Consider the following 26,152-nt stretch of genomic DNA (forward strand, 5'->3'; position numbering starts at 1 on the left):
GGCCGCTGTCAGCGGACGGACCGGCGGCGAAGCACGACGACCGCCGCGGCCCCGAGGAGTGCCAGCGCGGTGGCCGCGCAAGCGGGAACGAGGAAGGCCGCCGCGTAGCCGTGATCCTGTGCCAGCCCGCCGCCCAGGGACGAGCCGATCGCGGTGCCGGCGACGATGCCGCTGGCCAGGGCGGTCATAACGGTGCCCAGCCGTCCCTCCGGTGCCACCACTCCGCCGACGGCGAAGACGGTAACCATAACCGGGCCCACCGGGACACCCAGGATCAGCAGCACGGCCACCATCGCGCCCAGTGATGACGGCACCAGCAGGAGGACGGCCAGTCCTGCCATCAGCGCGGCAGACACCAGCCAGCGCAAGGAAAGGCTGAAACGCTGCGGCCAATAGGCAACCGAGAGGGCGGCAGCGGCGGAACTGAGCCCCATTACTGCATACAGCAGTCCGGCGAGTTCCGAGGTGGCATAGCTGGCGGAGAAGGAGCTCAACGCCGCCTGCGTTGAGCCGAAGAACGTGCCCATGCACACCATGGCGACCACTGGCAAAAGGACGGCTGCCGGCATCCCGCCCCGCCCGCGGCGTCCCGATGCCGGAGGTCTGCGGCGTGCCGCCGGTACTGCCCGATGCGTTCGGTGGGCAGCGAACGCGGGAACGAGCGTGATGGTCATCGCTGCGGCCAGCGCGAGCGGAAGCCAGGGTGCCAGGAGGCTGGCCAGGATGCCCACGAGTGCCGGTCCCAGCACAAAGGTGACTTCGTCCGCTGTGCTTTCGTAGGAGAGTGCCGTGTCCAGGTCCCGCCGGTTGTCTGGCGCATTGCCCTGGGACGTCAGCGCCATCCACCGCACGCGGGCCAACGGGCCCACCTGCGGGCAGCTGGCCCCCGCGAGGAACGCAGCGGCCAGCACGGCGGCCGGGAAGCCCGCCGCCGCCCCCATGGCAGAGGCTGCAAGGATCAAACCCACGACGGCCAGAGTATTAAGGGCTGCAGCCAGCAACAGGACAGGACGTTGGCCCCGCCTGTCGGCGAGGGACCCCAGGACCGGAGCTCCCAGTGCGGACCCGATGCCCACCGCACCAGCGGCGGTTCCGCCCAGTGCATAGGAACCGCTGTTGGATGTGACGAGGGTCAAGGTGCCTACCGTGAGCATGGCCAGGGGCAGCCGGGCAAGAAGACCCAGGGGAAGGAAGCCGCGGCCGGCAAGTTGTGGAAGCCTGGCGAACCGGCCACCGGAGGCAGGCTGCGGTTTGGCAGGAGCCTGGGAGGCGGGAGGGGCGGACTGCCCCGAAGTGGAGGGCTGGCCAGGTGAAAGGGAAGTGGAGGATTTCAATTCGGGCTCGTTCAGTTATGCGCATCGTCCCTCCTCCCGATGCGCCGAACCCGGTAACCGTCCAAGTATATCCGGCTTATCCCGCTCCCTCAGCTTTGGACGTCCAGGGCTTCGGCTATCCGCAGGGTTGAACCGTTTCGTGTCTTCAGCACCTGAAGCTGCGTTCCAATCCGCTGCTTCATCTCCCCTACGTGGCTGACCAGTCCCACTACCCTGCCACCGTCCCGCAGGCCTTCCAAAGCGTCCATCACCTGTTCGAGGGACTGCTCGTCAAGGCTCCCAAAGCCTTCGTCCACAAAGAGCGTTTCGATCTCGACCCCGCCCGACTCCTGCTGGACAACGTCTGCCAATCCGAGAGCCAGGGAGAGCGACGCCATAAAGGATTCGCCGCCGGACAAGGTGGACGTGTCCCGGCGGTGCCCGGTCCATTGATCCACCACTTCAAGCCCCAGCCCAGACTTCGCACCGCGGGCCGCCTTCGCGTCCGTGTGCTGCAGGAGGTACCGGCCGTCACTCATGGCCACCAGGCGTTCTGATGCCGCCAGGGCCACCTGCTCCAGCCGCGCTGCCAGTACGTAGCTGTTCAGGCTCATGCGGTACGTGTTGTCTCCCCTGCCGGCCGCCGCGTCCGCCAGGCCGGAAAGCATGCGGGAACGCTCGGCAGGCCCGCGGGCGGACCCGGCCAACTCCTCGTAGCCGGTATGGATGGAGGTCAGCGACTCCAGGCAGCGCCTGGCCAGGCCTGCTGCCAAGTCCGCATCACGGGCTTCCTTTAGGGCAGCTGCAGCCTCCGCCTGCAGGGCGGCGAACTGCTGCTCATCCGGCGCAAGCCCGGCAGCCGCCTCCTCAAGGGCAAGCACAATGTCCTCTGATGCAAACAGCTCCGCCACCCTGGCGGCTTCGTCCTGGGCGGACCGGATGTCGGCTTCCAGAGCAGCAGCTTCACTGGCGGCCAGCAAGTGTTTCCGGACCTCCTCAGCAGTGGTGAACCCGGCCTCCGGCAACGCCTGCTCGAGTTGTTCCAGTGCCTCCGCGGCCTGGGCTTTGGCAGAGCCAAGCTCGGCCTGGGCATCAACGGCTTTGCCCAGCATCGCTGCAGCGTTCTCCAGGGCACGCAACCGGTGGGCCAAACTGCGGTGGCCTGCCCGCAACCCTGCCAATGCGTGGTCCAGGGAGGACGACTGCTCAGCCATGTCCGCAAGGGAGGACGCGGCCCGGGCCAACTCTGCCTCGGTGCCGGAGCGGGAAGCCTGTGCCGCCGCAATGTCGGCTTCAAGTGCTTCAAGCCGCGACCGTGCCGCCGCGAGATCCTTAACTGCCTGTTCAGCGTCGGCTGCGGCGCGGCGCGCTTCCCGGGCCGCGCCGGCGGCCTCCTCCTTGGCTGTTTCTCCACCTTGGCCGGCGAGGACGGCGACCAGCTGGTTGGCCTCGGCCAGCCTGTGGCCGGCCGCTGCATATTCGGTTTCGGCGGCTTCGTGGAGCTGGTGGGCTGTTTCCTCCTCCTGGACAAGTCCTGCGCCGCCCTCCTCAGCCGCCGCCGGCAAGGGGTGCTCGGGGCTTCCGCATACCGGGCACTGTTCTCCCTCCACCAGCGTGGCAGCGAGCTCGGCTGCGGCATTGGCCAGCCGCTGCTCCCTCACGTCAAGCCAGCGCCGTTTGGTTTCCAGCTGGTTCTCCCGGGCGGCGTCGTGTTCCAGCTTCGCCGCATCGCGGACGGTCGAGGCCGCAGCGTAGCGCCGGACCACGTCCAGCAACTCCTCGGCCGCCGTTGCTTCCTTCGCGCGCAGGGCCGCCACTCCGGCCCGCACCTCCAATAGCCCCAGCCCGTCGGCGAGGCGGGACCGTTCCTCGGCAAGGCTCTCCACACGTCTGGCGAGTGCGGCCCCGGCTTCGGTAAGGTCCTGCTGTTTGTCCACCAGCTGCTGGTGTTTGGACCGGAGCGCCTTGAACCGGTCTTCATCCGGAAGCCTTGCTTCTACCACCGCCAGCAGGGACCGGATCCGGTTCAGTTCGTCAGCTGCGCCGGGAACCGCCGCGGGCCCGGAGAGGTCCAGTGCGTCGTCTGCCGGGAAGCCGAGATCCAGCTGGGCGAGTTCAGGGTCTTCGTCCGCGGCCAGGCGAAGCAACGTAAAAGCCGACTCCATGGCATCGGCTGCGCGCCGGACTTTGACCGCTCCCGCGTCCACGCTGCGCAGTTGTCCGGCGAGTACTTCTGCCTGCCGGTGCCGGCCAAGCCGGAGTTTCAGGCTCTCCAGCCGCGGCACGGCGTCCTGCACGGCTAACTGCCGTGACGTCGCTTCCTCCAGCCTGCGGTGCCGGTCCCTGCGTGCGGTCTCGGCGGCGACCTTCCTTGCACGATCCTGGCTTGCCGACTCCGCGGTTTTTGCCTGGTCAACCAGTTCGTGCAACCGTTGCGCGGCGGTATCCTTCAGCCAGTCAAGCCTTGCAGCAGGGTTGTCCGTGGCCTGGCCATCGGCCTCGTCAAGCTGCAAGGTTGCCGCTTCCGACTCTGCCCGGGCCGCCAGTAGCTCCAGCCGGCCGGCAAGGACGGACACTTCCTCCTTTGCAGCCTGCGCCTGGCGGGACAACTCCTGTTCAACCGCTTCGAACCGTTCAGTGCCAAAAAGCTTCTGCAAAAGCTCGAGCCGGTCAGTGGCTTTAGACCGGAGGAAAGCAGCAAAATCACCCTGCGGCAACATCACCACCCGGGTAAATTGCTCACGGTCCATTCCCAGCAGGGCGAGTATCTCCGCCCCTGCCTCGTCATTCCGTGCCGATTTTTCGATCCACGTGCCGTCCACGCGTTCCCGCAGGAGGGTCTTGGCCTGCTGCGTGGTGAACCCATTCCTGCCCCTGGCGCTCGGCTTTTCCCAGGCAGGCGAACGCGTTACCTCGAAGCGGCGGCCCTGTGCGGAGAATTCGCAGCTGACGGCGGGTTCCTGGCCGGGCTCGGCGTGGTCGCTGCGAAGGCGTTTGCCGTCCTGGCGTGCTCCCGGCACGGACCCGTACAAGGCGAAGCAGATGGCGTCCAGCACACTCGTTTTTCCCGCACCGGTGGGGCCATTGAGCAGGAAAAGGCCGTGCGCGCTCAGCCTGTCGAAATCGACCTCCTCGGTGCCGGCAAAGGGACCGAAGCCGGAGATGCGGAGGCTGTGGATCCTCATCGCGAAACCTCCTGGAGCCGGACGTTCTCCAGGGCGCCCGCGAGCGCCGCCTTTTCGGCGTCGTCCGGGACGCGTCCGCGCACATGCTCCAGAAAGCCGCAGCAGACACCGAGGTCATCGGGCGCTTCCGCGAGCCTGCTGCTGTACGTTGCGGGGGCGGCGCCAGGTCCACCCTCAGGATCAAACCCCAGCACCAGGGTGTCGGGGAACCGTGAACGAAGACGTTCCATGGCGCGGGCAGGACGCTGGGCGTCGGTCAGGGTCACCTGGCAGTAGGCGGTTTCGGCCCACGAGTGTTCGGGCGACTCGAGCAGTTCGGCCAAGGGACCACGCAACACTGCAAGCGTTCGCGGGGCATCCCACAGGACTTCCTGGACACCGGCCACGCCGTCGGCATCGATGTCTATGAGCCATGCCCCCTTCTGGTGGGAGGCTTCCGAGAAGGAGTATGCGAGCGGGGATCCGGAGTACCTGACGTGGGGCGACAGGGACTGCCGCCCGTGCAGGTGGCCCAGGGCGGTGTAGCTGAAGCCGTCAAAGAGGTCCAGCGGGACGGCGCCCACGCCGCCGATGCTGAGGTCGCGTTCGCTGTCTGAGCTGATGCCCCCGCTGGCAAAGGTATGGGCGAGCACTACGGAATGGACTGTTTGCGACTCTGAGCGGCGCTCGATGTCCTGGCGGATGCGTTCTGTGGCCGCGCGGGTTACCTCGAAGTGGCTGGCGGCCTGGACGCCCAACTGTTCGGCCACGAGCCGTGGTTCGAGCCAGGGTACGCCGTAGATGGCCACTACCGCTTCACCTGCGGATGCTCCCCCGGCAGACGCTGTGCCCGCCGGCAGCAGCAGGGGCTGGTCAAGGCTCTCCAGCCTGGTCCGCAGATGCACTCCGCCGCGCTCCAGCAAGCGCGAGGCGAAGCCCAGGCGGATGGCGGAATCATGGTTGCCGCTGGTGAGCACCACCTGGGCTCCCGCCGACGTCAGCCGGACCAGGGCGTCATCAAGCAGGTGGACCACATCCACACCGGGCAAGGCGCGGTCGTAGACGTCCCCGGCAATCAGCACAACGTCCACCGCATGCCGGGTGACGGCCTCCACCAGCTGGTCGACAAAAGCCCGCTGCGCATCCAGCATGCCGACGCCGTGGAAGGACCGCCCCAAATGCCAGTCCGATGTGTGAAGTAACCTCATGTTTCTACGCTAGCGGCTGCCACTGACACTTCCGGCAACGCCCGCAGGTGCGGCGATCAACCACGCTTGCCCTCGAAGAACTCCTGCGCTTCGCTGGCTTGGACCGCCGTGTCCCTTCCTGTAACTGCGTCCTCTCCGGCTTCAAGCCCATGGGATACGCTGCCGGTTCCTTCCGCGGCGGTCATCCCGGATTCTCCCGACCCCGGGGAGGGGGAACCATTGCCAAAAGTCCGGAAAACAAGCCCGGCCACGGCAGCGCCCACCAGCGGAGCGGCCACAAACACCCAGACCTGTTCAAGCGCCCACCCCGAGCTGAATACTGCAGAGGCAACGGCCCGGGCAGGGTTGAAGGGCAGGTTCCCAACGGACTGGCCAAGCTGCAGGAGAACGGCGAAGGACAGACCCACCGCGGCTGCGGCAGCCGTGCGGCTGGTGTTGTTTCTGCCGGCCGTGCCCAGGAAAACGGCCACAATGATTGCGGCTCCCAGCATTTCCAGGAGGAGCACTGCCGCCAGCGGCGCCTGGATGATGGAGTGTTCGCCAAAGCCGGCCGTTACCGTATCGAACGCTGTCCGGCTGTCCGCAATCCCCGGCAGCGTGCGCAGGATCCCGTAGAGGGCCAGTGCCCCCACCAGGCCGCCAGCCAGCTGGGCTGCGGCATAGGCGGCAGCCGCGCCGGGACGGATCCTGCCGGCGAGGAGATGGCCGGCAGTGATGGCAGGGTTGAAGTGACCGCCCGAAACGTGTCCAAAAGCAAGCATGGCAGCGGTAACCGCAAGGCCTGCAGCAAGGGCAGCAGGCAAGGGGCTGGACTGCGGAAGGCTGAACAGCGGCACACCGAGACCGGCCACTGCCAGGAAGAAGCTGCCGAACGCCTCGCCGGTCAACCGGGGCAGAAGCCCTGGCCGGGCTGCTTCAAATCCGGACTGCTGCAGTGCATCGTGACGGGCCGGGGCAGGCGTGCTCATGGTGGCGACCTTCATATAGGCGGACGGGGATTGCTCGCAGGCAACCCAGGCATTATTCCAGTGGAGGCTGTGCGTTCGCCGGACAGGAAGTTCGGAGGGTGGCTGCCACGCCGGCACGCGTCAAAGGGCCCCGGCACACCACGGTAAATTTACTGCATGAGCATCGAGCCGGACACTTCCATACCCTCCCTCAAGTCCCGCATCCATGGCTGCCTCCTGGGTGGCGCACTTGGCGACTCCCTGGGCTACGCAGTGGAGTTCGACTCGATCGAGCGGATCCGCACCCGCTTCGGTGCATCCGGTGTGACCGGTTTCGAGGCTTTGGCAGGAGCGAGCCACTTCTCCGACGACACCCAAATGACGCTCTACACCGTGGACGGCCTCGTGGAGGCGCTGGAATGGGCGAACTCGGGGGTGGGCGCCGACGTCAACGCCTGCCTATGGCTTGCGTACCTGCGCTGGCTCGCGACGCAGGGCGAAGCGGCCCCGGCATCGGCCCCGACGCCCCAGCCCCGCTGGATCGATGGGCAGCCGGTCCTGCATCAGCGGCGGCATCCCGGCAAGGCCTGCATCTCCGGCCTCGCGACGGGCGAAATGGGCACCTCGGTCCGGCCGGTGAACCCTGAGTCGAAGGGGTGCGGGACGGTGATGCGGTCCGCCCCGTTCGGGCTGATCCCGCACATTACGCCCGACGCCGTCTACAAGTTGAGTTCCGACGCCGCCTCCCTGACGCACGGCCATCCGTCAGCACGCCAGAGCGCCGGAACCTTCAGCCTCCTGATCCATCGGCTCGTGGCCGGGGACGGGTTGCGCGAAGCGGCCGCTGAAGCCCTCGCCCACGCCACCGGCTTCGAGGGGGTGGCTCCCGAACTGCCCGAGCGGCTGGAGGGCGCACTCCGGCTGGCCGGCAAGGGCATCGTGACGCCGGAGGAACTGGTCCAGGCACTTGGCGAGGGATGGGTGGCTGAGGAAGCTCTCGCCGTCGCGCTTTACGCTGCCCTGGCTACCCTTCCCGACGCCGGCGCAACCGTTCCCGACCCGGCGCAACACTTCCGCCAAGCCGTGGCCCTGGCCGTCAACCACAGCGGCGACAGTGATTCCACTGGCTCACTGACAGGGAACATCCTCGGGGCCTTCCACGGCGAGGACTGCCTGCCCGGCGAATGGCTTGCGGCCCTGGAGGCGCCGGAAGTCATCCGCGGCATGGCCGACCAGCTCGTGGCGGTTACGTCCGCCGAAGGCTGACGTTGTTGCAGGCCTCGCAGACATCTTCCGGTATCAGGCCGCGCCGCTGCAGGAAGCCGAAGATCACACAGCCAAGGCAAAAGCCGGCGAACGCCTCCAGTGACGCCGCAACGATGAGGATTCCCAGCACGGTCCAGGCGGCCGGAGCCGCGCCGGCAACGAACAGGATGAGCGCCACGGTGGAAACCACAGCTCCCATGCCCTGCGCGAAGCGTTTGGGCGGCCCCGGAACCAGCCTGACCCGGCCCAGCCGGGGCGTGATGACCTTGACGGAGAGCAGGGCCAGCGGCGAGATCCGGGGGCCGAAGAGCAGCCGAAGCCAAAACCCGACGGCGATGGCCAGCAGTCCCCATCCCGACCCGGTGGCTGCGGTAACCAGGGCCAGCAGCACAACGAGCCCTGCCGTCACCCGGGCGGCATACTCGTTGACGGGGTTGGGGAAGGCAAACAGCGCGCGCATGAGCCAAGGCTAGGGGTAGGCGACGCCGGAGGCAGCATTATTGCGCCGCGTGAACCTGGACGGCGCGCAGGCCTCAGGCGCTTACCGCGGCAGCGGCGAAGCTGCCCACCATCTGCAAGAACTCCCCCTCGGACAGGACCTCGATGGCCTGGCCGCGCTCATGGAGCTCCAGAACGCGCCGGGCTTTGCCCGTGAGCCTGCCGGAGCGGAGGTCAGAGGCCACAAAGCCGTCCCCCACCACCAGGACGGTGGTGCGTCCGGTGACCCTGCTTTCGGGCCGGGCACCGACCTCCGCCGACCGCAGCTTCGCTTCCGGCCGGGCCATGGAGAGCTGTCCCGTAAAAACAACCGTCTGGCCATACAGCGGGTGGCCGGGGTGGGCATCGGGGTTGGGGTCCGGATTAACCCCCTCCTCCGGCCAGCCCGACTGGAACGGCCTGACCAGCGCCGCTCCGCCCGCGGAGCTGGACACCGCAGCCAGGCTCGGCTTCGACAACCCGTCCCGCGCCGGATCAAAAGCCTCCTGGCGCGGCATCACGAGCCCCAGGGAAAGATATAGCTCAGCGATGCTGTTGGCTCCGTTGCGGCCGGCGATGTCGATCAGGATGCCTGCGCAGGCACGCGCATCTTCGGCGGCGTCGTGGTGCTTGACCAGGGGCACGCCGGCTTCCTCGGCAGCAAACGGCAGGGAGTTCGACACCAGCGAATAGCACCGGCGGGAGAGCATCACGGTGCAGACGTAGTCGTAGGCCGGGCCGGCCAGTCCTGAGACTTCGAGTCCGGAGCGGATGACGCCCAGGTCGAAGGCGGCGTTGTGCGCGGCGAGGATGTCGTCGCCGATGAAGGCGCCAATCTCGGGGAAAAGCTCCCCGAAGCGCGGCCTTCCGGCAACATCCCGGGCAGTGATGCCGTGAATACGCACGTTGTGGTAATCAAAGTGGTCATGGTTGGCTGGCGGCCGCATGAGCCACGAAGCTTCCTCGACAACCCTTCCGCCCCGGACCTTCGTCAGTCCTACGGCGCAGGGCGAGCCCCGGAATCCGTTCGCTGTTTCGAAGTCGATCGCCGTAAAGTCCAAACCCACGGGCCAACCTTACCTCCGGGGACCTTCCTTCCCGCGTCAGCCGTGCGGCCCTGTCGTGGATATCACCCGTCCGGATGGTGGCGGGAAACCCCGCTGCGGCCGGGGCCTGAGGTGCGTCAAGTACCCTTGAGTGGTGAACTTTCCTGTGATGAACGACTTCGCTGTGTCCATGCTGGGTGGTGCGGGACCGGTGCAGCCACAGCTGGCATCCTTCCTGCCCGACTGGCTGAACCCCCAGGTCTTCCTGGCCGATCCTGCCCTGGCACCCTGGGTGGTCCTGTTGGTGTGCGGCATCGTCTTCGCGGAAACCGGGCTGCTGGTGGGCTTCTTCCTGCCGGGAGACTCCATGCTTTTCACCGCAGGCCTGCTGGTTGCCACGGGCACCATCAAGTTCAACGTGTGGCTTTTTGCGCTGTTGATCATGGTTTCGGCCATTATCGGCAACCAGACCGGTTACCTGATTGGTTCCAAAGCCGGTCCGGCCATTTTCAACAAGCCCAACTCCCGCCTCTTCAAGCGTGAAAACGTTGAGAACGCGCACGCGTTCTTCGAAAAGCATGGCGGCAAGGCGCTGATCCTGGCCCGCTTCGTCCCGATCATCAGGACCTTCGTCCCGGTCATCGTCGGCGTCGCCCAGATGAACAAAAAGAAGTTCTTCCTCTTCAACGTGATCGGCGCTGTGCTCTGGGGCGGCGGCGTGACGCTCCTGGGTTACCTGCTGGGTGACCGTGTCCCCTGGGTCCGTGAAAACCTGGACATCATCTTCATTGCCATCGTCCTGGTATCGGTCCTGCCCATCGGCGTCGAAGTCCTCCGCGGCGTGTCGGCAAAGCGCCAGGCGAAGGCCTACGGCACCGATCCGGTGGATGAGTTCATCGAGGAACATGCCCCCGAAAACGAGCACAAGACGCCGCGCGATATCCATGAGGGCGTCCGCGTCGAGGAACATGCCCCCCAGAACGAGCACAAGGCAACGCGCGATATTCCTGAGGGAACCCGCTCAGACTAGGTCGCCCGGCCCTGTCCGTGCGGCCGGCAAGACCCCTTAACGTCAAACAGCTGTGCTCCTCGTTCCGGCGGGGAGCACAACTGTTTTAAAACGGCGAGGGCGGTCAGCGGTCCCGCAAGGCCTCAATAACGGCCGGCAGGAGCGCGCGAAAGGCCTTGCCGCGGTGGCTGATGGCATTCTTCTCGTCGGCGGTCAGCTCCGCACAGCTCCGCTTTTCCCCCGCCGGCTGCAGGACGGGGTCGTAGCCGAAACCGCCGTCGCCGCGGGGTTGACGCAGCAGGACGCCCTCCAGCTGGCCGTATTCAACCACTTCGCGCCCGGGTCCGCTGTCGGATCCGGGTACTGCCAGCGCGGCCGCACAGACGAAAGCCGCGCCCCGGTGGGCATCCGGCACGTCGGAAAGCTGGTTGAGCAGGAGCCGCAGGTTTGCTTCGTCGTCGCCGTGGCTGCCGGCCCACCGCGCCGAGAAGATTCCCGGCGCCCCGCCCATCACGTCCACGGCGAGGCCGGAGTCATCGGCGATGGCCACCAGGCCCGTTGCTTCGGCGACAGCCCGCGCCTTCAGCAGCGAATTTTCGGCGAAAGTAACTCCGGTTTCGACGACGTCCGGGGCTCCTGCCGCCGCAGCATCCACTACCTGCGTGTCGACGTCGAGCCCCGGCACCTGCCCCCGCAGCAGTTCGCGCAGCTCCCGGAGTTTGCCCTTGTTATGGGTGGCGAGCACCAGGCGCGGGGCGGCGGACACCCCGCTCACAGGGTATCTGCCAGGGTTTCGCGCTGGATTGCGGCGAGCTGGGTGGTGCCCAGCAGGGCAAGGTCCAGGAGCTGGTCCAGTTCGGCGCGGTCGAAGGGGGCACCTTCGGCGGTACCCTGCACTTCGACGAACTTGCCGGAGCCCGTGACCACCACGTTCATGTCGGTCTCCGCCCGGACGTCCTCAACGTACGGCAGGTCCAGCATGGGAACGCCGTCGATGATGCCCACCGACACCGCAGCAATGGTGTCGATGAGGGGCTGAGCGTTCTTCGCGATCAGCTTGTTGTCACGGGCAAACCTGATGGAGTCAGCGAGCGCAACATAGGCCCCCGTGATCGCTGCGGTCCGGGTTCCGCCGTCTGCCTGAAGGACGTCACAGTCCAGCACGATGGTGTTTTCGCCCAGGGCCTTGGTGTCGATGATGGAACGCAGGGAACGGCCGATGAGCCGGGAGATCTCGTGGGTGCGGCCACCGATCTTGCCCTTGACCGATTCGCGGTCGGAACGGGTGTTCGTGGCCCTGGGAAGCATGGCGTACTCGGCCGTCACCCAGCCGCGGCCCTCACCCTTCAGCCAGCGCGGGACTCCCGGGGTGAGGGAAGCGGTGCACAGGACCCTGGTGTTGCCGAACTCGATCAGGGCCGATCCTTCAGCCTGGTTGGACCATCCGCGCGTGATGCTGATGGGCCGGAGCTGGTCCGGGGCGCGGCCGTCGGCGCGCACAATGGGCACTGCAGTTGCTTCAGAAGTCATGCCTTTAGCTTATCCACTGCGGGCCGCTGCCGGATTCCAGGCCCCGCTGAACGGGCGCCGCCGAACCAGTGCGCCTAGATTGTGTAGTGGACGCCGGCCACTGCCACGGCGACGTCGCCGCCGAAGACCGGACGGGCCTCGGCCATCACGGTGGTCTGCGAGGTCCATACCGGAATATGCGTCAGCAGGAGCCGGCGCGCGCCGGCAGCGGCCGCGGCCTCCCCCGCACGCTTGCCCGTCAGGTGGACATCCTTGATGCCGTCGTCACGGCCTTCCTCGAACGCCGCCTCGCAGAGGAACAGATCGGCGTCCTTGGCGGCCTCCTCCAGCCCGGCGCAGGAGTCGGTGTCACCGGAGTAGGTCAGGGTCCGGGAGACGTTGTTGCCTTCCTTGTCCGGCTCCACCACTTCCACCCGGAGGGCGTAGCACTCCTCGATGGGGTGGTTGACGGCGAAGGGAGTCACGGTAAACGGGCCAACGGTCACGGCTTCACGTTCGGCCCAGTTGGTGAAGTCGAACTCCTCATGCATCCCCGGGTCCAGCTCCAGGCCGTAGGCGGTGGCCATCCGGTCTGCCGTGGCGGCCGGTCCCCAGACCGGAATCCGCCCGCGGCCCCAGCCGCCCGGCTTCCACCGGACAGCCACGTGCAGGCCGCACAGGTCCATGCAGTGGTCCGGGTGGAGGTGGGTGAGGAAGATCGCGTCGATGTCCTCAAGGTCGGTGTAGCGCTGGATGGCACCCAGTGCACCGCTGCCCAGGTCCATCACCACTTTCCAGGTCCGCTCGCCGTCGTTCGCCGTCAGGAGGTAGCACGACGCCGGGGAGCCGGGGCCGGGGAAGGATCCGGTACAGCCTACGATGGTGAGCTTCACTGGCCGGTGCCTCCGGTTACTGAGCTGCCCACGAAGTTGGATATCCGGGGGCGGCTGCGCGCATCTTGCGCGGCCGCAATCATCTCGGGGGTGATGCGGGCCAGGCTGCCGGTGGGGTACTGGGCGGAGACGTGGTCAACGTGCCGGACAGAGAGTACTTCGGGTCCCAGGAACCTGCGCGCCAGTGCCTCGAACTGCCCCGCGTCCCCGGTTGCCACGAAGTGGTGTTCCGGCGGCGTAGCGTCGGTGCGCTGCAGGTTGTGGGTGGCCAGGGCACGGTACACATCCTTGGCGGTTTCCTCCGCACTGGACACCAGGGTTACGTCGGCTCCCATCACGTAGGAGATGACGCCGGTGAGCAGCGGGTAGTGCGTGCAGCCCAGGACCACGGTGTCAACGCCGGCAGCCCTCAGCGGGGCGAGGTACTCCTCCGCGACAGCCAGCAGGGCCGGACCGGTAGTGATCCCGGCTTCCACATAGCTAACGAACTCGGGGCACGCCACCGAGGTGATGCGCAGGTCCGGGGCGGCGGCGAAGGTGTCCTCGTAGGCCCGGGAGCCCACCGTGGCGGAGGTGCCAATCACACCCACCCTTCCGCTGCGGGTGGCAGCAACGGCACGGCGCACAGCGGGCTGGATGACCTCGATGACCGGGATGCCGTACCTGGCGGTGTACCGTTCCCTTGCATCGCGCAGCACAGCGGCCGACGCCGAGTTGCAGGCTATGGTGAGCAGCTTGACGCCGGAGTCCACCAGTTCGTCCATCACGCCCAGGGCGTTGGCCCGGACTTCCGCGATGGGCAGGGGGCCGTAGGGTCCGTGTGCGGTGTCCCCTACGTAAAGGATGGACTCGTTGGGAAGCTGGTCGATGATGGAGCGTGCCACCGTCAAACCGCCTACGCCGGAATCGAAGACTCCAATGGGCCGTGATTCCACGGCGGCGGCCGGGAGGTCGCTGGCTTCGGATTCCGCTGCAGCGCCTGCTGACGGATCCATGCTCGAGGCTGTTGTCATGATTATTCGAGGATAGGTCTTCCCCGCAGCGTCAGGCACCATCTTGTGGCCTGTGACTCATGTCTAATTTGTCACAGGGCCGCGACGGGAACACCCCGCCGGTCAACGCCGCGTGTCCAGGGACTGCAGCATGGCCTGGACCAGCGACTCCTGCAGCCAGGTGGCGAAATTGTAAACCAGGGCCAGGTAGCTTTCCACGTCCTCGGCCTGGGACCAGTCCTGCATCAGGTGGACGTGCTCGGCGTCCTCCTCGTCCTGGATGTCCAGCCGTTCGGCCAGCACAAGCCTGACGTCGTTCAGGGCCATGGACCAGTGCCGCGCCCCGTCAGGGCTGAGCACGATCTCGTCCTTGTCCAGGTCCAGAGCCGCCGCACGAAGCGCGCCGATCTTTGTTTCCCGCAGCGAACGCTCGGTGAGCTGGCGGAACTCAAGGGACGCGGCGCCGTCGTCCTTCATCACGTTCGGCAGCAGCCGCTTCACCGCCCGGTCCGAAGGCTCGGCAACGTCCATGTCCAGGCCGATCAATGCAGCCAGCGGATCCTGGCCCTTGCGTTCCTCCGGCTGGAGCATGGAAATGACGTCGTCGATGAGGCTGCGCAGCAGTTCCCGTTCGGCCGGCTCCAAGTAGCCGGTGATGCCTTTGAGTCCGTACTTGAAAGCCTTAGCCACGTTTTCCCTTACCCTGGCCCGGCCCATTGGACTTGCCTGAATTGCCGCCTGATCCGCCGCTGGCCTTCTCCACCGTGGCCCACAGCCCAAAGCCGTGCATGGCGACGGCATGGCGCTCCACCTGTTCCTTGCTGCCCGAGGCGACAATGGAACGGCCCTTTTTGTGGACCTCCATCATGAGCTTGTTCGCTTTGCTTTCCGGATAGCCAAAGTAGCTCTGGAACACGTAGCTGACATAGCTCATCAGATTAACGGGGTCATTCCAGATCACAAGGTTCCAGGGGATGTCCGGTGCGGCGAGGAAGTCGGTTGACTCCGCAGTGCCGGTCCGGGTGCCCTCTTGCGTATCAGGGCCGAGCGCAACGCTTAAGGTCATCTGTCCATTCTATGGGGAGGATGGGCCCACACCGGATGGGCCCACACCGGCGAGGGACCCGCGGCGAAGCGAAGCGAGACGTGGGAGCCGGTGGGTGGGCCCACACCGGCGAGGGACCCGCGGCGAAGCGAAGCGAGACGTGGGAGCCGGTGGATGGGCCCACACCGGCGAGGGACCCGCGGCGAAGCGAAGCGAGACGTGGGAGCCGGTGGGGACTAGAGTGACTTTCGTGAGCACCTCAGCCGGCTGGGACCATCCCCGCACGTCCTTTTACACTGACCACTATGAGCTGACCATGCTGCAGGCGTCCCTTCATTCAGGCGCCGCGCACCGCAAATCCGTCTTCGAGGCCTTCGCCCGGCGGCTGCCGGACGGCCGGCGTTACGGCATTGTGGCAGGCACGGGCCGGCTGCTGGAAGGCATCGCGAACTTCCGCTTCGGAGACGCCGAGCTCGACTTCCTGGCCCGCACGAAGGTGGTCAATGAACAAACGCTCGAGTACCTCGCGTCCTACCGTTTCTCCGGTGACATCTGGGGCTACCCGGAGGGTGAAGCGTATTTCCCGAACTCCCCCATCCTGATCGTCGAGGCCACCTTCGCCGAAGCGTGCATGCTGGAGACGTACCTGCTGTCCGTGCTGAACCACGACAGTGCCATCGCCTCCGCCGCGTCCCGGATGGTCAGCGCCGCGGGCGGCCGCCCCTGCATTGAAATGGGCTCCCGGCGCACCCATGAGGAAGCGGCGACCGCCTCCGCCAGAGCAGCCATCATTGCCGGGTTCGACAGCACGTCAAACCTGGAGGCGGGCATCCGCTACGGAATCAAGACCGTGGGCACCGCCGCCCACTCCTTCACCCTCCTGCATGACACTGAGCGGGATGCCTTCGAGGCCCAGATTGCATCCCTGGGCGAGGGCACGTCCTTGCTCGTGGACACGTACGACGTCGAAACGGCCGTGCGCACGGCTGTGGACCTTGCGGGCCCGCGGCTTGGGGCGGTCCGGCTGGATTCCGGCGATCTCGTGGCCCAGGCCCAATGGGTCCGCCAGCTCCTGGACAACCTCGGCAACGAAAATACCAAGATCGTGGTCACATCGGACCTGGACGAGTTCGCCATCGCCGCTCTGCAGTCTGCCCCCGTTGATTCCTATGGCGTGGGCACGTCCCTGGTCACCGGGTCCGGCGCCCCGACTGCCAGCATGGTCTACAAGCTGGTGAGCCGCACGGACGACGACGGGGACTTCGTCTCCGTCGCCAAAGCCGCCAAGAACAAGGGCAGCGTGGGCGGGCGCAAGTACGCGCTGCGGAAGCTGAACGAACGCGGCATTGCCACTGCCGAGGTTGTGGGTGTGGGGCACCGGCCGGAGGACGACGGCAATGACCGTCCGCTGCTGCAGCAGTTCATGAAGAACGGCGAATTGATGCCGGGCTGGACGGGCAATGAAGGTGTGCTCCGCGCGCGCCGGCGCCACGCAGAGTCCATGGCTGAGCTTCCCGCTGTGGTGAACCGCCTCCAGCGCGGCGAAGCAGCCATCCCTACTCTCTATGAAGAAAACTGAGGAGAACTGATGTCCCGGGCCCTGATCATCGTTGACGTCCAAAACGATTTTTGCGAAGGCGGTTCGCTCGCCGTGGCCGGCGGTGCAGCGGTGGCCGGTGCCATCAGCGAATACGTGGATGCCCACCACAGCGAGTTCGACCACATTGTTGCCACGCAGGACTGGCACATCAACCCCGGTGACCACTTCTCCGAAACACCGGATTTCATAGACAGCTGGCCTCCGCACTGCGTGGCGGGAACCCGCGGTGCCGAGCTGCACCCGGACCTCGACACCGAGTACATCGACGCCTACTTCCAGAAGGGGCAGTTCGCTGCCGCCTACTCCGGCTTCGAGGGACTGCAGGCGCCGGAAGACGCCGTGCCCACCGGCGAACGGCAACCCGGCGCGCTGCCCGGCGCCGGCGACGCGGACAGGTATGCCGCCGCTGACGATGCCATCGGGCTGGACGACTGGCTGCAGAGCAACGACGTCGAGGACGTGGTGGTAGTGGGCATCGCCACCGATTACTGCGTCAAGGCTACGTCCCTGGACGCAGTGCAGGCCGGTTACTCCGTGACGGTCATCCGGTCCCTCACGGCGGGGATCGCGGAGGACCTCGAGGAAGCGGTCACCGAAATGGAGCTCGGCGGGGTCGACGTCGCCTGATTGCGGGTAACTGCGAAAGCGGCCCGGTGCACTGCACCGGGCCGCTTTTGCACATCACTGCTATTTCCTGCCGATGAACCAGTCCTGAAGCTTCCGCAGGCGGGACTGCAGCTGTTCCTCGTTGGCCTGGGCCACCGGCGGACCGCCGCAGACAGTCCGCAGCTTGGTATGGACCACGCCGTGGGGCGTTCCGGTCCGCGCCGACCAGGCAGCCACGTTTTTGGCCAGCTCGTTCCGTAGATCCATGAGCAGGCGGTGGTCCGGGACGGCCGGAGCCGCGGGTTCCGTTCCGACCGCTGACGCGGACGACTTCCGGTTCTTCCGGTTGAGCTGCTCGTGCTGGCGCTGGCGAAGCAGTGTGCCCACCTGTTCGGCGTCCAGCAATCCGGGGATACCCAGGAAGTCCATCTCATCGTCGGAGCCCACCTCGCCGCCGGTGCCGAACTCGCCGCCGTCGAAGAGGACCCGGTCAAAGGACGCCTGGGAGTCCAGGGCCTCAAACTTGCCCTTCGTCAGGCTGTCCGAGGCCTTGTCCTCGCGGTTGGCTTCGGCCATCAGCGAGTCTTCGGGGTTGAAGAGCCCGTCCCCGTCCTCCTTCTCCGGCCGGTCCAGGGCGTGGTCCCGTTCGGCCTCCATGGAGTTGGCCAGGGCCATCAGCTGGGGAACGGACGGCAGGAAGACCGACGCCGTTTCCCCCCGCTTACGGGCACGGACGAAGCGCCCAACCGCCTGGGCGAAAAACAGCGGGGTTGAGGTTGACGTGGCATACACGCCGACGGAAAGCCGGGGTACGTCCACGCCTTCGGATACCATCCGGACCGCCACCATCCACCGTTTATCGCTGGCGGTAAACTCTTCGATCTTGCTGGACGCCTTGGCGTCATCGGAAAGGATGACGGTGGGCGACTCCCCCGTGATCCGCTTCAGCTGCCCGGCGTACGCGCGGGCGTCCTCATGGTCTGTGGCGATCACCAGTCCGCCGGCGTCGGGGACCGTCCGGCGCACCTCGCTCAGCCGCTTGTCCGCCCCGGCCAGCACGGCGGGAATCCATTCGCCCGCCGGGTTCAGAGCCGTGCGCCACGCGTGCGAGGTAATGTCCTTGGTCACCGCGGCTTCACCGAGTGAAGCGGCCATTTCCTCGCCCGCGCTGGTCCGCCAGCGCATCTGCCCGGAATAGGCCATAAACATCACCGGCCGGACCACGTGGTCCCGCAGGGCGTTGCCGTAGCCATAGGTGTAGTCCGCCTTGGACCGCCGGATCCCGTCCCGGTCCTCGGCATACTCCACGAACGGAATGGGCGAGGTGTCCGAACGGAAGGGGGTACCGGTCAGGGAAAGCCGGCGCGCAGCGGGGTCAAAGGCTTCACGCAGTCCGTCGCCCCAGGAGAGCGCCTCGCCGCCGTGGTGGATCTCATCCAGGATCACCAACGTCCGCGCGGCCTCTGTTTTGGCCCGGTGCAGCATGGGTTTGCTGGCCACCTGCGCGTACGTGACGGCGACTCCGATGAAGCCGCGGCCGTGCTGGCCGTCGGAGTTCTTGAAGTTGGGGTCGATGGCAATACCCACCCTGGCCGCCGCATCAGCCCACTGGCGCTTCAGGTGGTCCGTGGGCGCCACGATGGTCACGCGGTTGACGGTGCCGGACTCGATGAGCATGGACGCCACGCGGAGCGCGAAGGTGGTTTTACCGGCGCCGGGCGTAGCCACGGCCAGGAAGTCCCGGGGACTTGTCCTCAGGTAGAGGTCCAGGGCTTCCTGCTGCCAGGCACGGAGTTTCGGGGCGGTTCCCCAGGCTGCACGTTCCGGATAAGCCGGAGGCAGGGTGGGGCCGCCAAAAAGCGTCTCCGTCACTACTTGTTGTTGCCTGAGTCCCCTCCGGGACCCTTGCCGCCGTCGTTGCCCGGGCGGAGGCCGTCATAGACCTCTTTGCACATCGGGCACACCGGGAACTTCTGAGGGTCCCGGCCGGGCGTCCAGACTTTGCCGCACAGGGCGATGACCGGGTCCCCGGTCAGCGCCGACTCCATGATCTTTTCCTTGCGCACGTAGTGCGAAAAGCGTTCCCGGTCTCCGGGCTCCACCTCCTGGCGCAGTTCCTCGCGCTCAATGGTGGCCGTGGACGATCCAGCCCCGGAAAGCTCACGCATCGGGTCGTTGTCGAGAGGGTCCGTCATGCTAGTCATGCGATCCATCTTAGCCGTTCCGGCCGTGCGGCGTTCGACGGCGGCGCGTCCTCCGGAGGTGGGAAACAGCCGCCCGCCGCCTGCCGGCGTCGTACTTTTCCGTTGCCGGACCCGCCGGAAACCCTTCGCCTAGAGGCCTTGCCAGGCGGGTTTGTTGTCATAGGTGTGCCGGTAGAAATCAGCCAGTTTCAATGCCGAGGCGGCAGCTTCATCCAGCAGGACGGTGGCATGGGGATGGAACTGCAGCACGGACGCTGGGCAAATCGCGGACACCGGACCTTCAACGAACTCGCGGACAGCCTGTGCCTTCTGCGCGCCGGTTGCCACGAGGATCACATGCCGGGCATCCATAATGGTCCCCAACCCCTGGGTCAGTACGTGGTGCGGGACCTCGGCCAGGCTGCCAAAAAACCGGGCGTTGTCCCGGCGTGTCTGTTCGATGAGGCTCTTGATCCGGGTGCGGGAGGCGAACGAAGAGCCGGGCTCGTTGAACCCGATGTGGCCGTCGGTGCCCACGCCAAGGAGTTGCAGGTCGATGCCGCCCGCTGCCGTGATCGATTCCTCGTAGGCGCGGCAGGCCGCAAGGATGTCCGTTGCCGTACCGTCCGGTCCGTGGACGTTCTCCGGAGCGATGTTGACCCTGTTCGTGAACTCCCGCCGGATCACTTCCCGGTAGGACTCGGGGTGGCCCGCCGGCAGGCCCACGTACTCGTCGAGGGCAAAACCGGAGGCACGGCTGAAGTCCAGGCCGTCCCGCTCGTGGCGGGCAGCGAGTTCATCGTAGACCGGCAGCGGCGACGATCCGGTGGCAAGCCCCAGGACGGCATTCGGCTTGCGCCGGAGGAGTTCCTCGATGGCGTCCGCGGCAAGTTTTCCGATCTGCTTGCTGCCGTTGAGGATGACTACTTCCATGCTGTTCCTTCCGGGGCCGTTTAGGCGGTTACGGGTGGCTAGAAGCCGGCGGTTCACGCGTCAGCGGTTCACCGTGACCTGGGCCAGCAGTTCAGGGCCGCGGCCGTCCAGCCATTTTCCGCCCAGCCTGACACCGGCCACAAACAGGCCCAGTCCCATCAGGAGCCCGACGGCAAGGTTCAGCCAGCCGAACAGGGGGTTTCCTGTCACCAGCTGTGCGATCAGGAGGGCGGCCTCCGGCAAAACCAGGACCAGCAGGACTCCCAGCCCGGCGAACTGGACTGCGAGGGTCTGGCCCACGTTTCCCGGGGGTTTTTTGAACGGGCTGTCACCCGGCAAGGGAACCGCCACCGTGTACCGGGCAGAGACCACGGAGGACAACCCGAGTCCCGTGAAGAGGATCCCCAGGCTCAGTCCCAACTGGCCGGGCAACGGGTCCCAGTCGCCGGTGAAGGCGGCTGACCCTGCGGCAAACACGAGTACCACCGGCAGTGCGAAGGCCAGGCAGGCCAGGGCGCGGCCCAGCCTGTCGTCAACACCCCGGACCCCGCTGGCCAGGTGCAGCGCGAAGGCGGTGTTGTCATAGGACACATCGGCAGAAATGGACCAGGCAAGGATGAAAGCCGACAGCGGCGCCAGGAATGCCAGGGTGCTGAAGTCACCGGCCTGGCTGCCCTGGAAAACAAGCACCACCGGAAGGAGCGGTATCACGATGAGCGAACCGGAGTACCGGGGGTCACGGAACCAGTACGTGAGCGCCCTCGCCATCACAGCGCCGGCCGGAACAGCGGGCAACAACCCGAGCAGCCCCAGCTTGCCACCCTTGCGCTTCCCGCTGCCTGAATAGGGCGGGGTGACCAGGGCACGTTCCAAAAGCAGCTTCCAGCACCAGGTCAGGCCGGCCAGCACTGCAACGGATAGGACCAGCTTCACCGCCGCCTCGCCGGGCCGGGCGGCGGCAATGTCACCGGCCAGGGACCAGGGAGCACCAAGGGGAGTCCACGACAACGTCCGGGCGAAATCCGGCAGGAAGCCGGTGGAGGCGGTGATTCCCCGCCCCACCCCTGCCACGATTGGGCCCAGGAGGACAAGGGGCACCATAAACGCGACGGCACTGACATCCTTGAAGCGGCGGGACGACGCGAGGCTCACCGTTGCCGTGGTCACCACTTTGGAGAGCACAATGCAGATCAGGACTCCCAACGCTGCGCCCACCAGAGCTGCAAGCGCGGGCAGGACGCTCCGGGACCACGTCACCACCGTGGACAGTGCCACCAGTGCCGTGGCCAAACCCGGAATACCGATCAGCCCGCCCAGCGTCAGCCCAGCCAGCATCTGCTTCATGGGGACGGCGAAGGTGATGAAGCGGGCTGGATCAAGGGTCATGTCCGTGGCAGAGGCCACCACCGGAATGATTCCCCAGCCCAGGACGGCCGCGGAGCCGCCGAGCACCACGGCTGTGTACACCAGCTCTTGTTCCGCCTGGCGAAGCAGGACGAGTACAACCACCAGCGTGGCAACGACACTGAGCGCATAAAGCCCTGCAAAGGCCATGCCCACCAGTTGCCATGGGCTGCGGCGGAGGCCGTTGCGCAGCAGGGTCAGTTTGAGCCTTAGAAGGTGCGCAACCATTCCAGCCCTTCCGTGTGGCTGCGGCCGCCCACCAGCTGGACGAACCGGTCTTCCAGGGAAACTCCGCCGCGCACCTCGTCGACGGTTCCTGCGGCCAGCAGCCTGCCGCCGGCCACGACTGCCACGTGGTCACACATGCGCTGCACCAGGTCCATCACATGGCTGGAGACGATCACCGTTCCGCCGGACGCCACGTAGCTGTCCAGGATGGAGCGGATGTTGGATGCGGAGACAGGGTCGACGGCCTCGAAGGGCTCGTCCAGCACCAGCAGCCTGGGCGCGTGGATCAGGGCAGACGCCAGGGCGATCTTCTTAGTCATGCCTGCCGAGTAGTCAACCACCAGCGTGCCGGCGTCCTGCGACAGGTCCAGGGCTGCCAGCAGCTCGCCCACGCGGCTGGCCACCACGTCCTTGTCCATTCCCCGCAGCAACCCGGCGTAGGTGATGAGCTGTTCGCCGGTCAGCCGGTCAAACAGCCGTACGCCGTCCGGCAGGATCCCCATCAGCCGCTTGGCCTCCAGCGGCCGGGCCCATACATCCACGCCGTGGACGAGGGCGGTGCCGAAGTCCGGGCGCAGCAGCCCGGTAGCCATCGACAGCGTGGTGGTCTTGCCGGCGCCGTTGGGGCCCACAATCCCAAAGAAGGAGCCCGCGGGGACGTCCAGGCTGATGCCGTCCACCGCAATCTTTTCGCCGAAGCGCTTGGCGAGTCCCCGGATGGACAGTGCGGCTACGGGACCGGCGGGCCGCGCCGGATCTGGTTGCTGAGCGGTCATGAAGCCAGACTAGCCCTTGGGGTGCGGCAGCGGGGTCCTCCTGCAGGAGTAGCGTCAAAGGAGTAGGGAGGCGTTCTGCCGGCGCGGCAGGACCGGCAAAAGCAACTGCCGGAACCGGCGGAGCAGATTCCGGTTGCTACCGCACCTTGCGGATCCGGATGGGCCCTTTGGCCGTGGCGGGATCCACCACCGAACCGCCCTGGGTGATCTCCACCTCGCCGGCATCAACCAGCCGCCGGGCGGCCCTGCGGGCAGGCTCCATTAGGTCGCGCCAATTCTCATCGCCCACAGCACGGGCAGCATCCGACGGGCAAATGGTGGACGTTGCAGCCCTGGCAGCCAAAAGGTCCAGGATGGTCGCTTCCAGCTGCCGGTCCACCCCGTCACCAGCGTCCTGCCCTCTTTCGCGCCGCCCCTGAATCATCCTGTGCACGGCTTTCAGAAAGTCCGCCGGGGCACGGCACGCTCGTACTGGGGCGCCCACTTAATGTCATGGCCCAGCTCGAAGGCCGCCCGCAGCCACCAGTGCGGATCCCGCAGGGCCGCCCTGGCGATAAAGACGCCGTCGGCCTGCCCGGTGGCAATGGCATGTTCGGCCTGGCCGGCGGAGGTCAGGAGGCCTACCGTTCCGGTGGGCACCCCTGCGTCCCTTCGGATGGCAGCAGAGAAGCCCGTCTGGTAACCGGGACCCGCCTTGATCTGCTGATGGGCAACGGCTCCCCCGCTGGAAACATCCACGAGGTCCACGCCGTGCTGAGCTGCCTCGCGTGCCAGCCGCACTGAAGCCGCGAGGTCCACTCCGCCGTCGGCCCAGTCACTGGCGGAGATCCTCAGGAGCAGGGGCATTGAGTCCGGAATGACAGCCCGCACGGCGTCAACCACGGCAAGCATCAGGCGGTTCCGTCCGGCCTCATCCCCGCCCCAGGCGTCAGTCCGCGTGTTGATCAGCGGGCTCTGGAACTGATGCAGGAGGTAGCCGTGCGCCCCGTGGATTTCCACCGTGTCGAAACCGGCATCAACAGCGCGGACAGCGGCGGCCGCGAAGTCGCTGACCACTCCGTCGATCTGCTTTCCGCTCATCACGGCGGGTTCGGCGTAGCCGTCAAACGCTGCCGGCGAGGGCCCCACAGTGGTCCACCCGCCGTCGGACTCCGGGACACTGCCGTGCTTGCCGGAGAAGGGCCAGTAGGTGGAGGCCTTCCGGCCCGCATGGGCCAACTGGACGCCGATTTTTGCCTCCGCCGCCCCGTGCCGGTGCACGAAGGACGTAATCCGCTGCCAGGCTTGGGCCTGGGCGTCGTTGTAGAGGCCGGCGTCACGGGGGCTGATCATGCCTTCGTGGTTGACGGCGGCAGCCTCGGTGAGGATCAATGCCGCGCCGCCGGCGGCGAAGGAACCCAGGTGCATCAGGTGCCAGTCGTTCGGAACGCCGGGCGCGGCGTCGGCCTCGCAACTGTACTGGCACATGGGCGATACCCAGCCCCGGTGCTGAAGCTCCAGTGAGCGGAGCTTCAGCGGCTCGAACAACGCAGACACTAGAAGAGCACCCTCGCGAGTGCCTGGCGGGCCTTGGCCACCCGCTCATCAGCGGCGCCCACCACATCGAAGAGCTCGAGCAGGCGGACCCGGGCGGTCTCGCGCTCCGGTCCGAAGTTCCTGCCAATGAAGCTGACCAGGCGGTTCAGAGCATCCTCCACATGACCGCCGGCAACGTCCAGGTCGGCGACGGCAAACTGTGCCTCCAGGTTGTCCGGCTCATTGGCCGCCTGCGCGCGCAGTGCTTCGCTGTCCTGGGCCGAGAGCGGCTGGAGGCGCGCCATCAGCTCCACCTGGGCCAGCCCCGCCTTCGCTTCGTGGTCGGCGGGCATCTCGTTCAGCGCCTGCCGGTACGCTTCTGCCGCTGCCGCATAATCGCCGGCTTCGATGGCGTCAAAAGCGGCCTGGTGCAGAGGCGGCAGCGGTGCCGGCTCCCCTTCCTGCGCAGCGCCGCCGCCAAGGCTTCCGGTCACGCCGTTTGCCGCCGCTACCTTCAGCAGTTCGTCAAAAAGGCTCCGGACCTGCTGTTCGTCCGCACCGCCCTGGAACAGCGGCACCGGCTGGCCCTTGAGTACCGCAACGGCAGTAGGCACGGCCTGCACCTGGAAGGCCTGGGCCAGCTGCGGGAACGCTTCGATGTCGGCGGCGCCGAGAACCAGCCGGCCGCCATAGCTGTTCACCACGCGTTCCAGGACGTCCAGCATGGTTGATGACTCGGGTGAGTAGGAAGCCCAGAGGGCGAAAACCACAGGCACCTGCGCGGACAACTCCACCAGTTGCTGGAAGTTGCCTTCGGTCACGTTGACTACCAGCTCGGGAGCGCCGGGCTGCGCTCCACCGGGTGCTTCCGGTCCCGACGGCGGCGCGGACGAGGCCGGGGCGGCCGGGCGCTGCTTCAGGGAGGAAAGGTCGACGGCGCCGCGCAAGTTAAGCAGGTTGGCAGCGGCAGGAGGGACTGGGCGGGAAGCTGGCGAACTCATGCTTTCCACTCTAGCCACTCCGGCCGCTGCCGGGGGTAATGCAGGTATGGCGTCTACTTGAAGCTGGCGCCCACCAGGCCGCGGGTGGCAGCCACAAGCTTCATGGGGTCGGTGGAGCCTGCCGGCGGAACGTATACCGCGACGGACTCGGCGAAGTTCAGGACCATGCCGGTGGTGGTTTCCTTGCCGCCGGCGAGAGCCGCGGCGTCGTCACCGATGGTGAGCTTGTCACCGGCAGCCTTCGGCGTTCCCTCGAAGCCGAAGTTGATCCGGCCCAGGACCAGCGCACCGCCGTCGGCAGTCCGGAACACCACCGTGCTTTCAGGAACCACCTTGTGGGTGAAGGAGAAGTTTCCGTTCTCGCCTGCCTTGACCACCTCGGCCTGGTAGGACAGCGTGTCCGCGATGTACGGCGAGGACTCACCCTCCACCAGTTTGTCCTTGAAAGCCGAATCGGCTGAGGTGAGGCGGTCGGCGAGGCCGGCCATGGCCTCTTCGGCGCTGTACAGCAGCCCGGTCTTGTCAGCGGCAGCAAGCGTTTCCGTACCGTCACGGTTGATGGTGGGGAAGGTGGTGCCCGGCTGCAGCGGATTCGTTTCCACCAGCTTGTAGTTCTCGCGCGGAGAAGCCTGGACGAGCGTCAGCAGCTGCGGCACAACGTTGCCCTCGCCCTGGGTCACGGCAAGGACGGAGCGGGGCCACTCGCGGTTGCTGGTGACCACGGTGGTAAGGAGCTTTGTGGAACGCACGGGCATGCGTGCCTCATAGGATCCCACCTGCGAGCGGATTTTGTAGTTCTGGGTCCGGACTTCAAGTTCTGTCCCGCCCACGCGGTCGGCCAGCTTGGAGGCATCCTTTGCTGCGTCACCGGCGTCCGCGGCGCTGGAGACCTGCTCCAGGATGCGCCGGAACTGGGCGTCCAGCAGAACCGGCGAACCGGACGGTTCCTGCGCGGCAGCCGAAGCCGTCGATGACGAACCCGGGGAAGGCTCAGGCGCCGGCGAAGTGGCGTTGGCGGCGGCGCCGGTTCCGGCCAC

General features: G+C 66.7%; 25 protein-coding genes. 4 read left to right on the forward strand and 21 right to left on the reverse strand.

All coding sequences use genetic code 11. From position 1 onward, the window contains the following. Positions 1–8 precede the first annotated feature (8 nt). From AC5RV1_RS10100 to AC5RV1_RS10115, 4 genes are all read right to left on the reverse strand, one after another. Complete coding sequence (locus AC5RV1_RS10100; protein ID WP_493994430.1) at positions 9–1,334, reverse strand: MFS transporter; 1,326 nt, start codon at positions 1,332–1,334, stop codon at positions 9–11. Positions 1,335–1,423: 89 nt separating this feature from the next. After that, positions 1,424–4,498 (reverse strand): AAA family ATPase, encoded by a 3,075-nt coding sequence (locus AC5RV1_RS10105; RefSeq protein ID WP_493994431.1) that lies wholly within the window; start codon positions 4,496–4,498, stop codon positions 1,424–1,426. Continuing rightward, the gene (locus tag AC5RV1_RS10110) at positions 4,495–5,685 is read right to left on the reverse strand and encodes an exonuclease SbcCD subunit D (RefSeq protein ID WP_493946506.1); all 1,191 of its coding nucleotides are present in this window, start codon (positions 5,683–5,685) and stop codon (positions 4,495–4,497) included. Before AC5RV1_RS10110 ends, AC5RV1_RS10105 begins: the two co-directional genes overlap by 4 nt. Positions 5,686–5,741: 56 nt before the next feature. Continuing rightward, positions 5,742–6,653, reverse strand: coding sequence for an MIP/aquaporin family protein (locus AC5RV1_RS10115; protein WP_493994432.1), 912 nt, complete (start codon positions 6,651–6,653; stop codon positions 5,742–5,744). Positions 6,654–6,809: 156 nt separating this feature from the next. On the opposite strand from AC5RV1_RS10115, the gene AC5RV1_RS10120 reads away from it, so the two are divergent. After that, positions 6,810–7,898: an ADP-ribosylglycohydrolase family protein gene (locus tag AC5RV1_RS10120; protein WP_493994433.1), complete on the forward strand. Its 1,089-nt coding sequence runs from the start codon at positions 6,810–6,812 to the stop codon at positions 7,896–7,898. Here the strand turns inward: AC5RV1_RS10120 and AC5RV1_RS10125 are convergent. Together AC5RV1_RS10125 and AC5RV1_RS10130 are read right to left on the reverse strand one after the other, a co-directional pair. Beyond that, the gene (locus AC5RV1_RS10125) at positions 7,879–8,358 is read right to left on the reverse strand and encodes a DUF4395 domain-containing protein (RefSeq protein WP_493994434.1); all 480 of its coding nucleotides are present in this window, start codon (positions 8,356–8,358) and stop codon (positions 7,879–7,881) included. The genes AC5RV1_RS10120 and AC5RV1_RS10125 overlap by 20 nt on opposite strands. Before the next feature lie 73 nt (positions 8,359–8,431). Then, positions 8,432–9,442 carry a 3'-5' exonuclease gene (locus tag AC5RV1_RS10130; protein WP_493994435.1) on the reverse strand — a complete coding sequence of 337 codons (1,011 nt, stop codon included), beginning with the start codon at positions 9,440–9,442 and terminating at the stop codon, positions 8,432–8,434. A 148-nt stretch (positions 9,443–9,590) separates the two neighbouring features. Here AC5RV1_RS10130 and AC5RV1_RS10135 point away from each other — a divergent pair, with 148 nt between their 5' ends. Continuing rightward, the gene (locus AC5RV1_RS10135; protein WP_493994445.1) at positions 9,591–10,451 is read left to right on the forward strand and encodes a DedA family protein; all 861 of its coding nucleotides are present in this window, start codon (positions 9,591–9,593) and stop codon (positions 10,449–10,451) included. Positions 10,452–10,554: 103 nt separating this feature from the next. Here AC5RV1_RS10135 and rdgB read toward each other — a convergent pair whose 3' ends face one another. The 6 genes from rdgB to clpS form a co-directional block, all read right to left on the reverse strand. Continuing rightward, a complete protein-coding gene (gene rdgB, locus AC5RV1_RS10140) occupies positions 10,555–11,205 on the reverse strand; it encodes an RdgB/HAM1 family non-canonical purine NTP pyrophosphatase (protein WP_493994436.1) in 651 nt (216 codons plus the stop codon). Next, on the reverse strand, positions 11,202–11,960 hold the full coding sequence (gene rph / locus AC5RV1_RS10145; protein ID WP_163162542.1) for a ribonuclease PH: 759 nt from the start codon (positions 11,958–11,960) through the stop codon (positions 11,202–11,204). The genes rdgB and rph overlap by 4 nt, the downstream gene beginning before the upstream one ends. Before the next feature lie 74 nt (positions 11,961–12,034). Further along, positions 12,035–12,832, reverse strand: a complete 798-nt coding sequence (locus tag AC5RV1_RS10150) for an MBL fold metallo-hydrolase (protein ID WP_493994437.1) — start codon at positions 12,830–12,832, stop codon at positions 12,035–12,037. Continuing rightward, positions 12,829–13,845, reverse strand: a complete 1,017-nt coding sequence (murI, locus tag AC5RV1_RS10155) for a glutamate racemase (protein ID WP_493946514.1) — start codon at positions 13,843–13,845, stop codon at positions 12,829–12,831. The genes AC5RV1_RS10150 and murI overlap by 4 nt, the downstream gene beginning before the upstream one ends. Positions 13,846–13,947: 102 nt before the next feature. Next, positions 13,948–14,514: a DUF2017 domain-containing protein gene (locus AC5RV1_RS10160; RefSeq protein WP_493994438.1), complete on the reverse strand. Its 567-nt coding sequence runs from the start codon at positions 14,512–14,514 to the stop codon at positions 13,948–13,950. Then, positions 14,507–14,890 (reverse strand): ATP-dependent Clp protease adapter ClpS, encoded by a 384-nt coding sequence (gene clpS / locus AC5RV1_RS10165; protein ID WP_493946516.1) that lies wholly within the window; start codon positions 14,888–14,890, stop codon positions 14,507–14,509. The genes AC5RV1_RS10160 and clpS overlap by 8 nt, the downstream gene beginning before the upstream one ends. A gap of 229 nt (positions 14,891–15,119) precedes the next feature. On the opposite strand from clpS, the gene AC5RV1_RS10170 reads away from it, so the two are divergent. Both AC5RV1_RS10170 and AC5RV1_RS10175 read left to right on the forward strand, forming a co-directional pair. Beyond that, positions 15,120–16,448, forward strand: coding sequence for a nicotinate phosphoribosyltransferase (locus AC5RV1_RS10170; protein ID WP_493946517.1), 1,329 nt, complete (start codon positions 15,120–15,122; stop codon positions 16,446–16,448). A gap of 9 nt (positions 16,449–16,457) precedes the next feature. After that, a complete protein-coding gene (locus AC5RV1_RS10175) occupies positions 16,458–17,096 on the forward strand; it encodes an isochorismatase family protein (RefSeq protein WP_493946518.1) in 639 nt (212 codons plus the stop codon). Positions 17,097–17,156: 60 nt separating this feature from the next. On the opposite strand, the gene AC5RV1_RS10180 is transcribed toward AC5RV1_RS10175, so the two are convergent. From AC5RV1_RS10180 to AC5RV1_RS10220, 9 genes are all read right to left on the reverse strand, one after another. After that, complete coding sequence (locus tag AC5RV1_RS10180; RefSeq protein ID WP_493946519.1) at positions 17,157–18,947, reverse strand: DEAD/DEAH box helicase; 1,791 nt, start codon at positions 18,945–18,947, stop codon at positions 17,157–17,159. Next, complete coding sequence (locus tag AC5RV1_RS10185; protein WP_374114851.1) at positions 18,947–19,279, reverse strand: DUF3039 domain-containing protein; 333 nt, start codon at positions 19,277–19,279, stop codon at positions 18,947–18,949. Before AC5RV1_RS10185 ends, AC5RV1_RS10180 begins: the two co-directional genes overlap by 1 nt. A 129-nt stretch (positions 19,280–19,408) precedes the next feature. Then, complete coding sequence (gene nagB / locus AC5RV1_RS10190) at positions 19,409–20,191, reverse strand: glucosamine-6-phosphate deaminase (RefSeq protein WP_493946520.1); 783 nt, start codon at positions 20,189–20,191, stop codon at positions 19,409–19,411. Between the two features lie 60 nt (positions 20,192–20,251). Continuing rightward, positions 20,252–21,823, reverse strand: a complete 1,572-nt coding sequence (locus tag AC5RV1_RS10195; protein ID WP_493994439.1) for a transporter — start codon at positions 21,821–21,823, stop codon at positions 20,252–20,254. Then, entirely contained in the window at positions 21,805–22,599 is a 795-nt protein-coding gene (locus tag AC5RV1_RS10200) for an ABC transporter ATP-binding protein (protein WP_493946522.1), read from the reverse strand. Before AC5RV1_RS10200 ends, AC5RV1_RS10195 begins: the two co-directional genes overlap by 19 nt. A gap of 136 nt (positions 22,600–22,735) precedes the next feature. Continuing rightward, entirely contained in the window at positions 22,736–22,978 is a 243-nt protein-coding gene (locus tag AC5RV1_RS10205; RefSeq protein WP_493994440.1) for a DUF3253 domain-containing protein, read from the reverse strand. A gap of 59 nt (positions 22,979–23,037) precedes the next feature. Further along, positions 23,038–24,135 (reverse strand): NADH:flavin oxidoreductase/NADH oxidase, encoded by a 1,098-nt coding sequence (locus AC5RV1_RS10210; protein WP_493994441.1) that lies wholly within the window; start codon positions 24,133–24,135, stop codon positions 23,038–23,040. After that, entirely contained in the window at positions 24,135–25,115 is a 981-nt protein-coding gene (locus AC5RV1_RS10215) for a co-chaperone YbbN (RefSeq protein WP_493994442.1), read from the reverse strand. Before AC5RV1_RS10215 ends, AC5RV1_RS10210 begins: the two co-directional genes overlap by 1 nt. A gap of 53 nt (positions 25,116–25,168) precedes the next feature. Next, positions 25,169–26,152: DUF8094 domain-containing protein (locus AC5RV1_RS10220; protein WP_493994443.1), on the reverse strand; the 984-nt coding region annotated here is incomplete at its 5' end.

It is taken from the genome of Arthrobacter sp. Hb9-2, from assembly GCF_059091165.1.

Bases quoted from the DNA above. Each gene is read 5' to 3' on its own strand.
- AC5RV1_RS10105 (WP_493994431.1), bottom strand. From the start codon at position 4,498: ATGAGGATCCACAGCCTCCGCATCTCCGGCTTCGGTCCCTTTGCCGGC.
- AC5RV1_RS10110 (WP_493946506.1), bottom strand. From the start codon at position 5,685: ATGAGGTTACTTCACACATCGGACTGGCATTTGGGGCGGTCCTTCCAC.
- AC5RV1_RS10115 (WP_493994432.1), bottom strand. From the start codon at position 6,653: ATGAGCACGCCTGCCCCGGCCCGTCACGATGCACTGCAGCAGTCCGGA.
- AC5RV1_RS10120 (WP_493994433.1), top strand. From the start codon at position 6,810: ATGAGCATCGAGCCGGACACTTCCATACCCTCCCTCAAGTCCCGCATC.
- AC5RV1_RS10125 (WP_493994434.1), bottom strand. From the start codon at position 8,358: ATGCGCGCGCTGTTTGCCTTCCCCAACCCCGTCAACGAGTATGCCGCC.
- AC5RV1_RS10135 (WP_493994445.1), top strand. From the start codon at position 9,591: ATGAACGACTTCGCTGTGTCCATGCTGGGTGGTGCGGGACCGGTGCAG.
- rph (WP_163162542.1), bottom strand. From the start codon at position 11,960: ATGACTTCTGAAGCAACTGCAGTGCCCATTGTGCGCGCCGACGGCCGC.
- murI (WP_493946514.1), bottom strand. From the start codon at position 13,845: ATGACAACAGCCTCGAGCATGGATCCGTCAGCAGGCGCTGCAGCGGAA.
- clpS (WP_493946516.1), bottom strand. From the start codon at position 14,890: ATGACCTTAAGCGTTGCGCTCGGCCCTGATACGCAAGAGGGCACCCGG.
- AC5RV1_RS10175 (WP_493946518.1), top strand. From the start codon at position 16,458: ATGTCCCGGGCCCTGATCATCGTTGACGTCCAAAACGATTTTTGCGAA.
- AC5RV1_RS10185 (WP_374114851.1), bottom strand. From the start codon at position 19,279: ATGACTAGCATGACGGACCCTCTCGACAACGACCCGATGCGTGAGCTT.
- nagB (WP_493946520.1), bottom strand. From the start codon at position 20,191: ATGGAAGTAGTCATCCTCAACGGCAGCAAGCAGATCGGAAAACTTGCC.
- AC5RV1_RS10195 (WP_493994439.1), bottom strand. From the start codon at position 21,823: ATGGTTGCGCACCTTCTAAGGCTCAAACTGACCCTGCTGCGCAACGGC.
- AC5RV1_RS10200 (WP_493946522.1), bottom strand. From the start codon at position 22,599: ATGACCGCTCAGCAACCAGATCCGGCGCGGCCCGCCGGTCCCGTAGCC.
- AC5RV1_RS10215 (WP_493994442.1), bottom strand. From the start codon at position 25,115: ATGAGTTCGCCAGCTTCCCGCCCAGTCCCTCCTGCCGCTGCCAACCTG.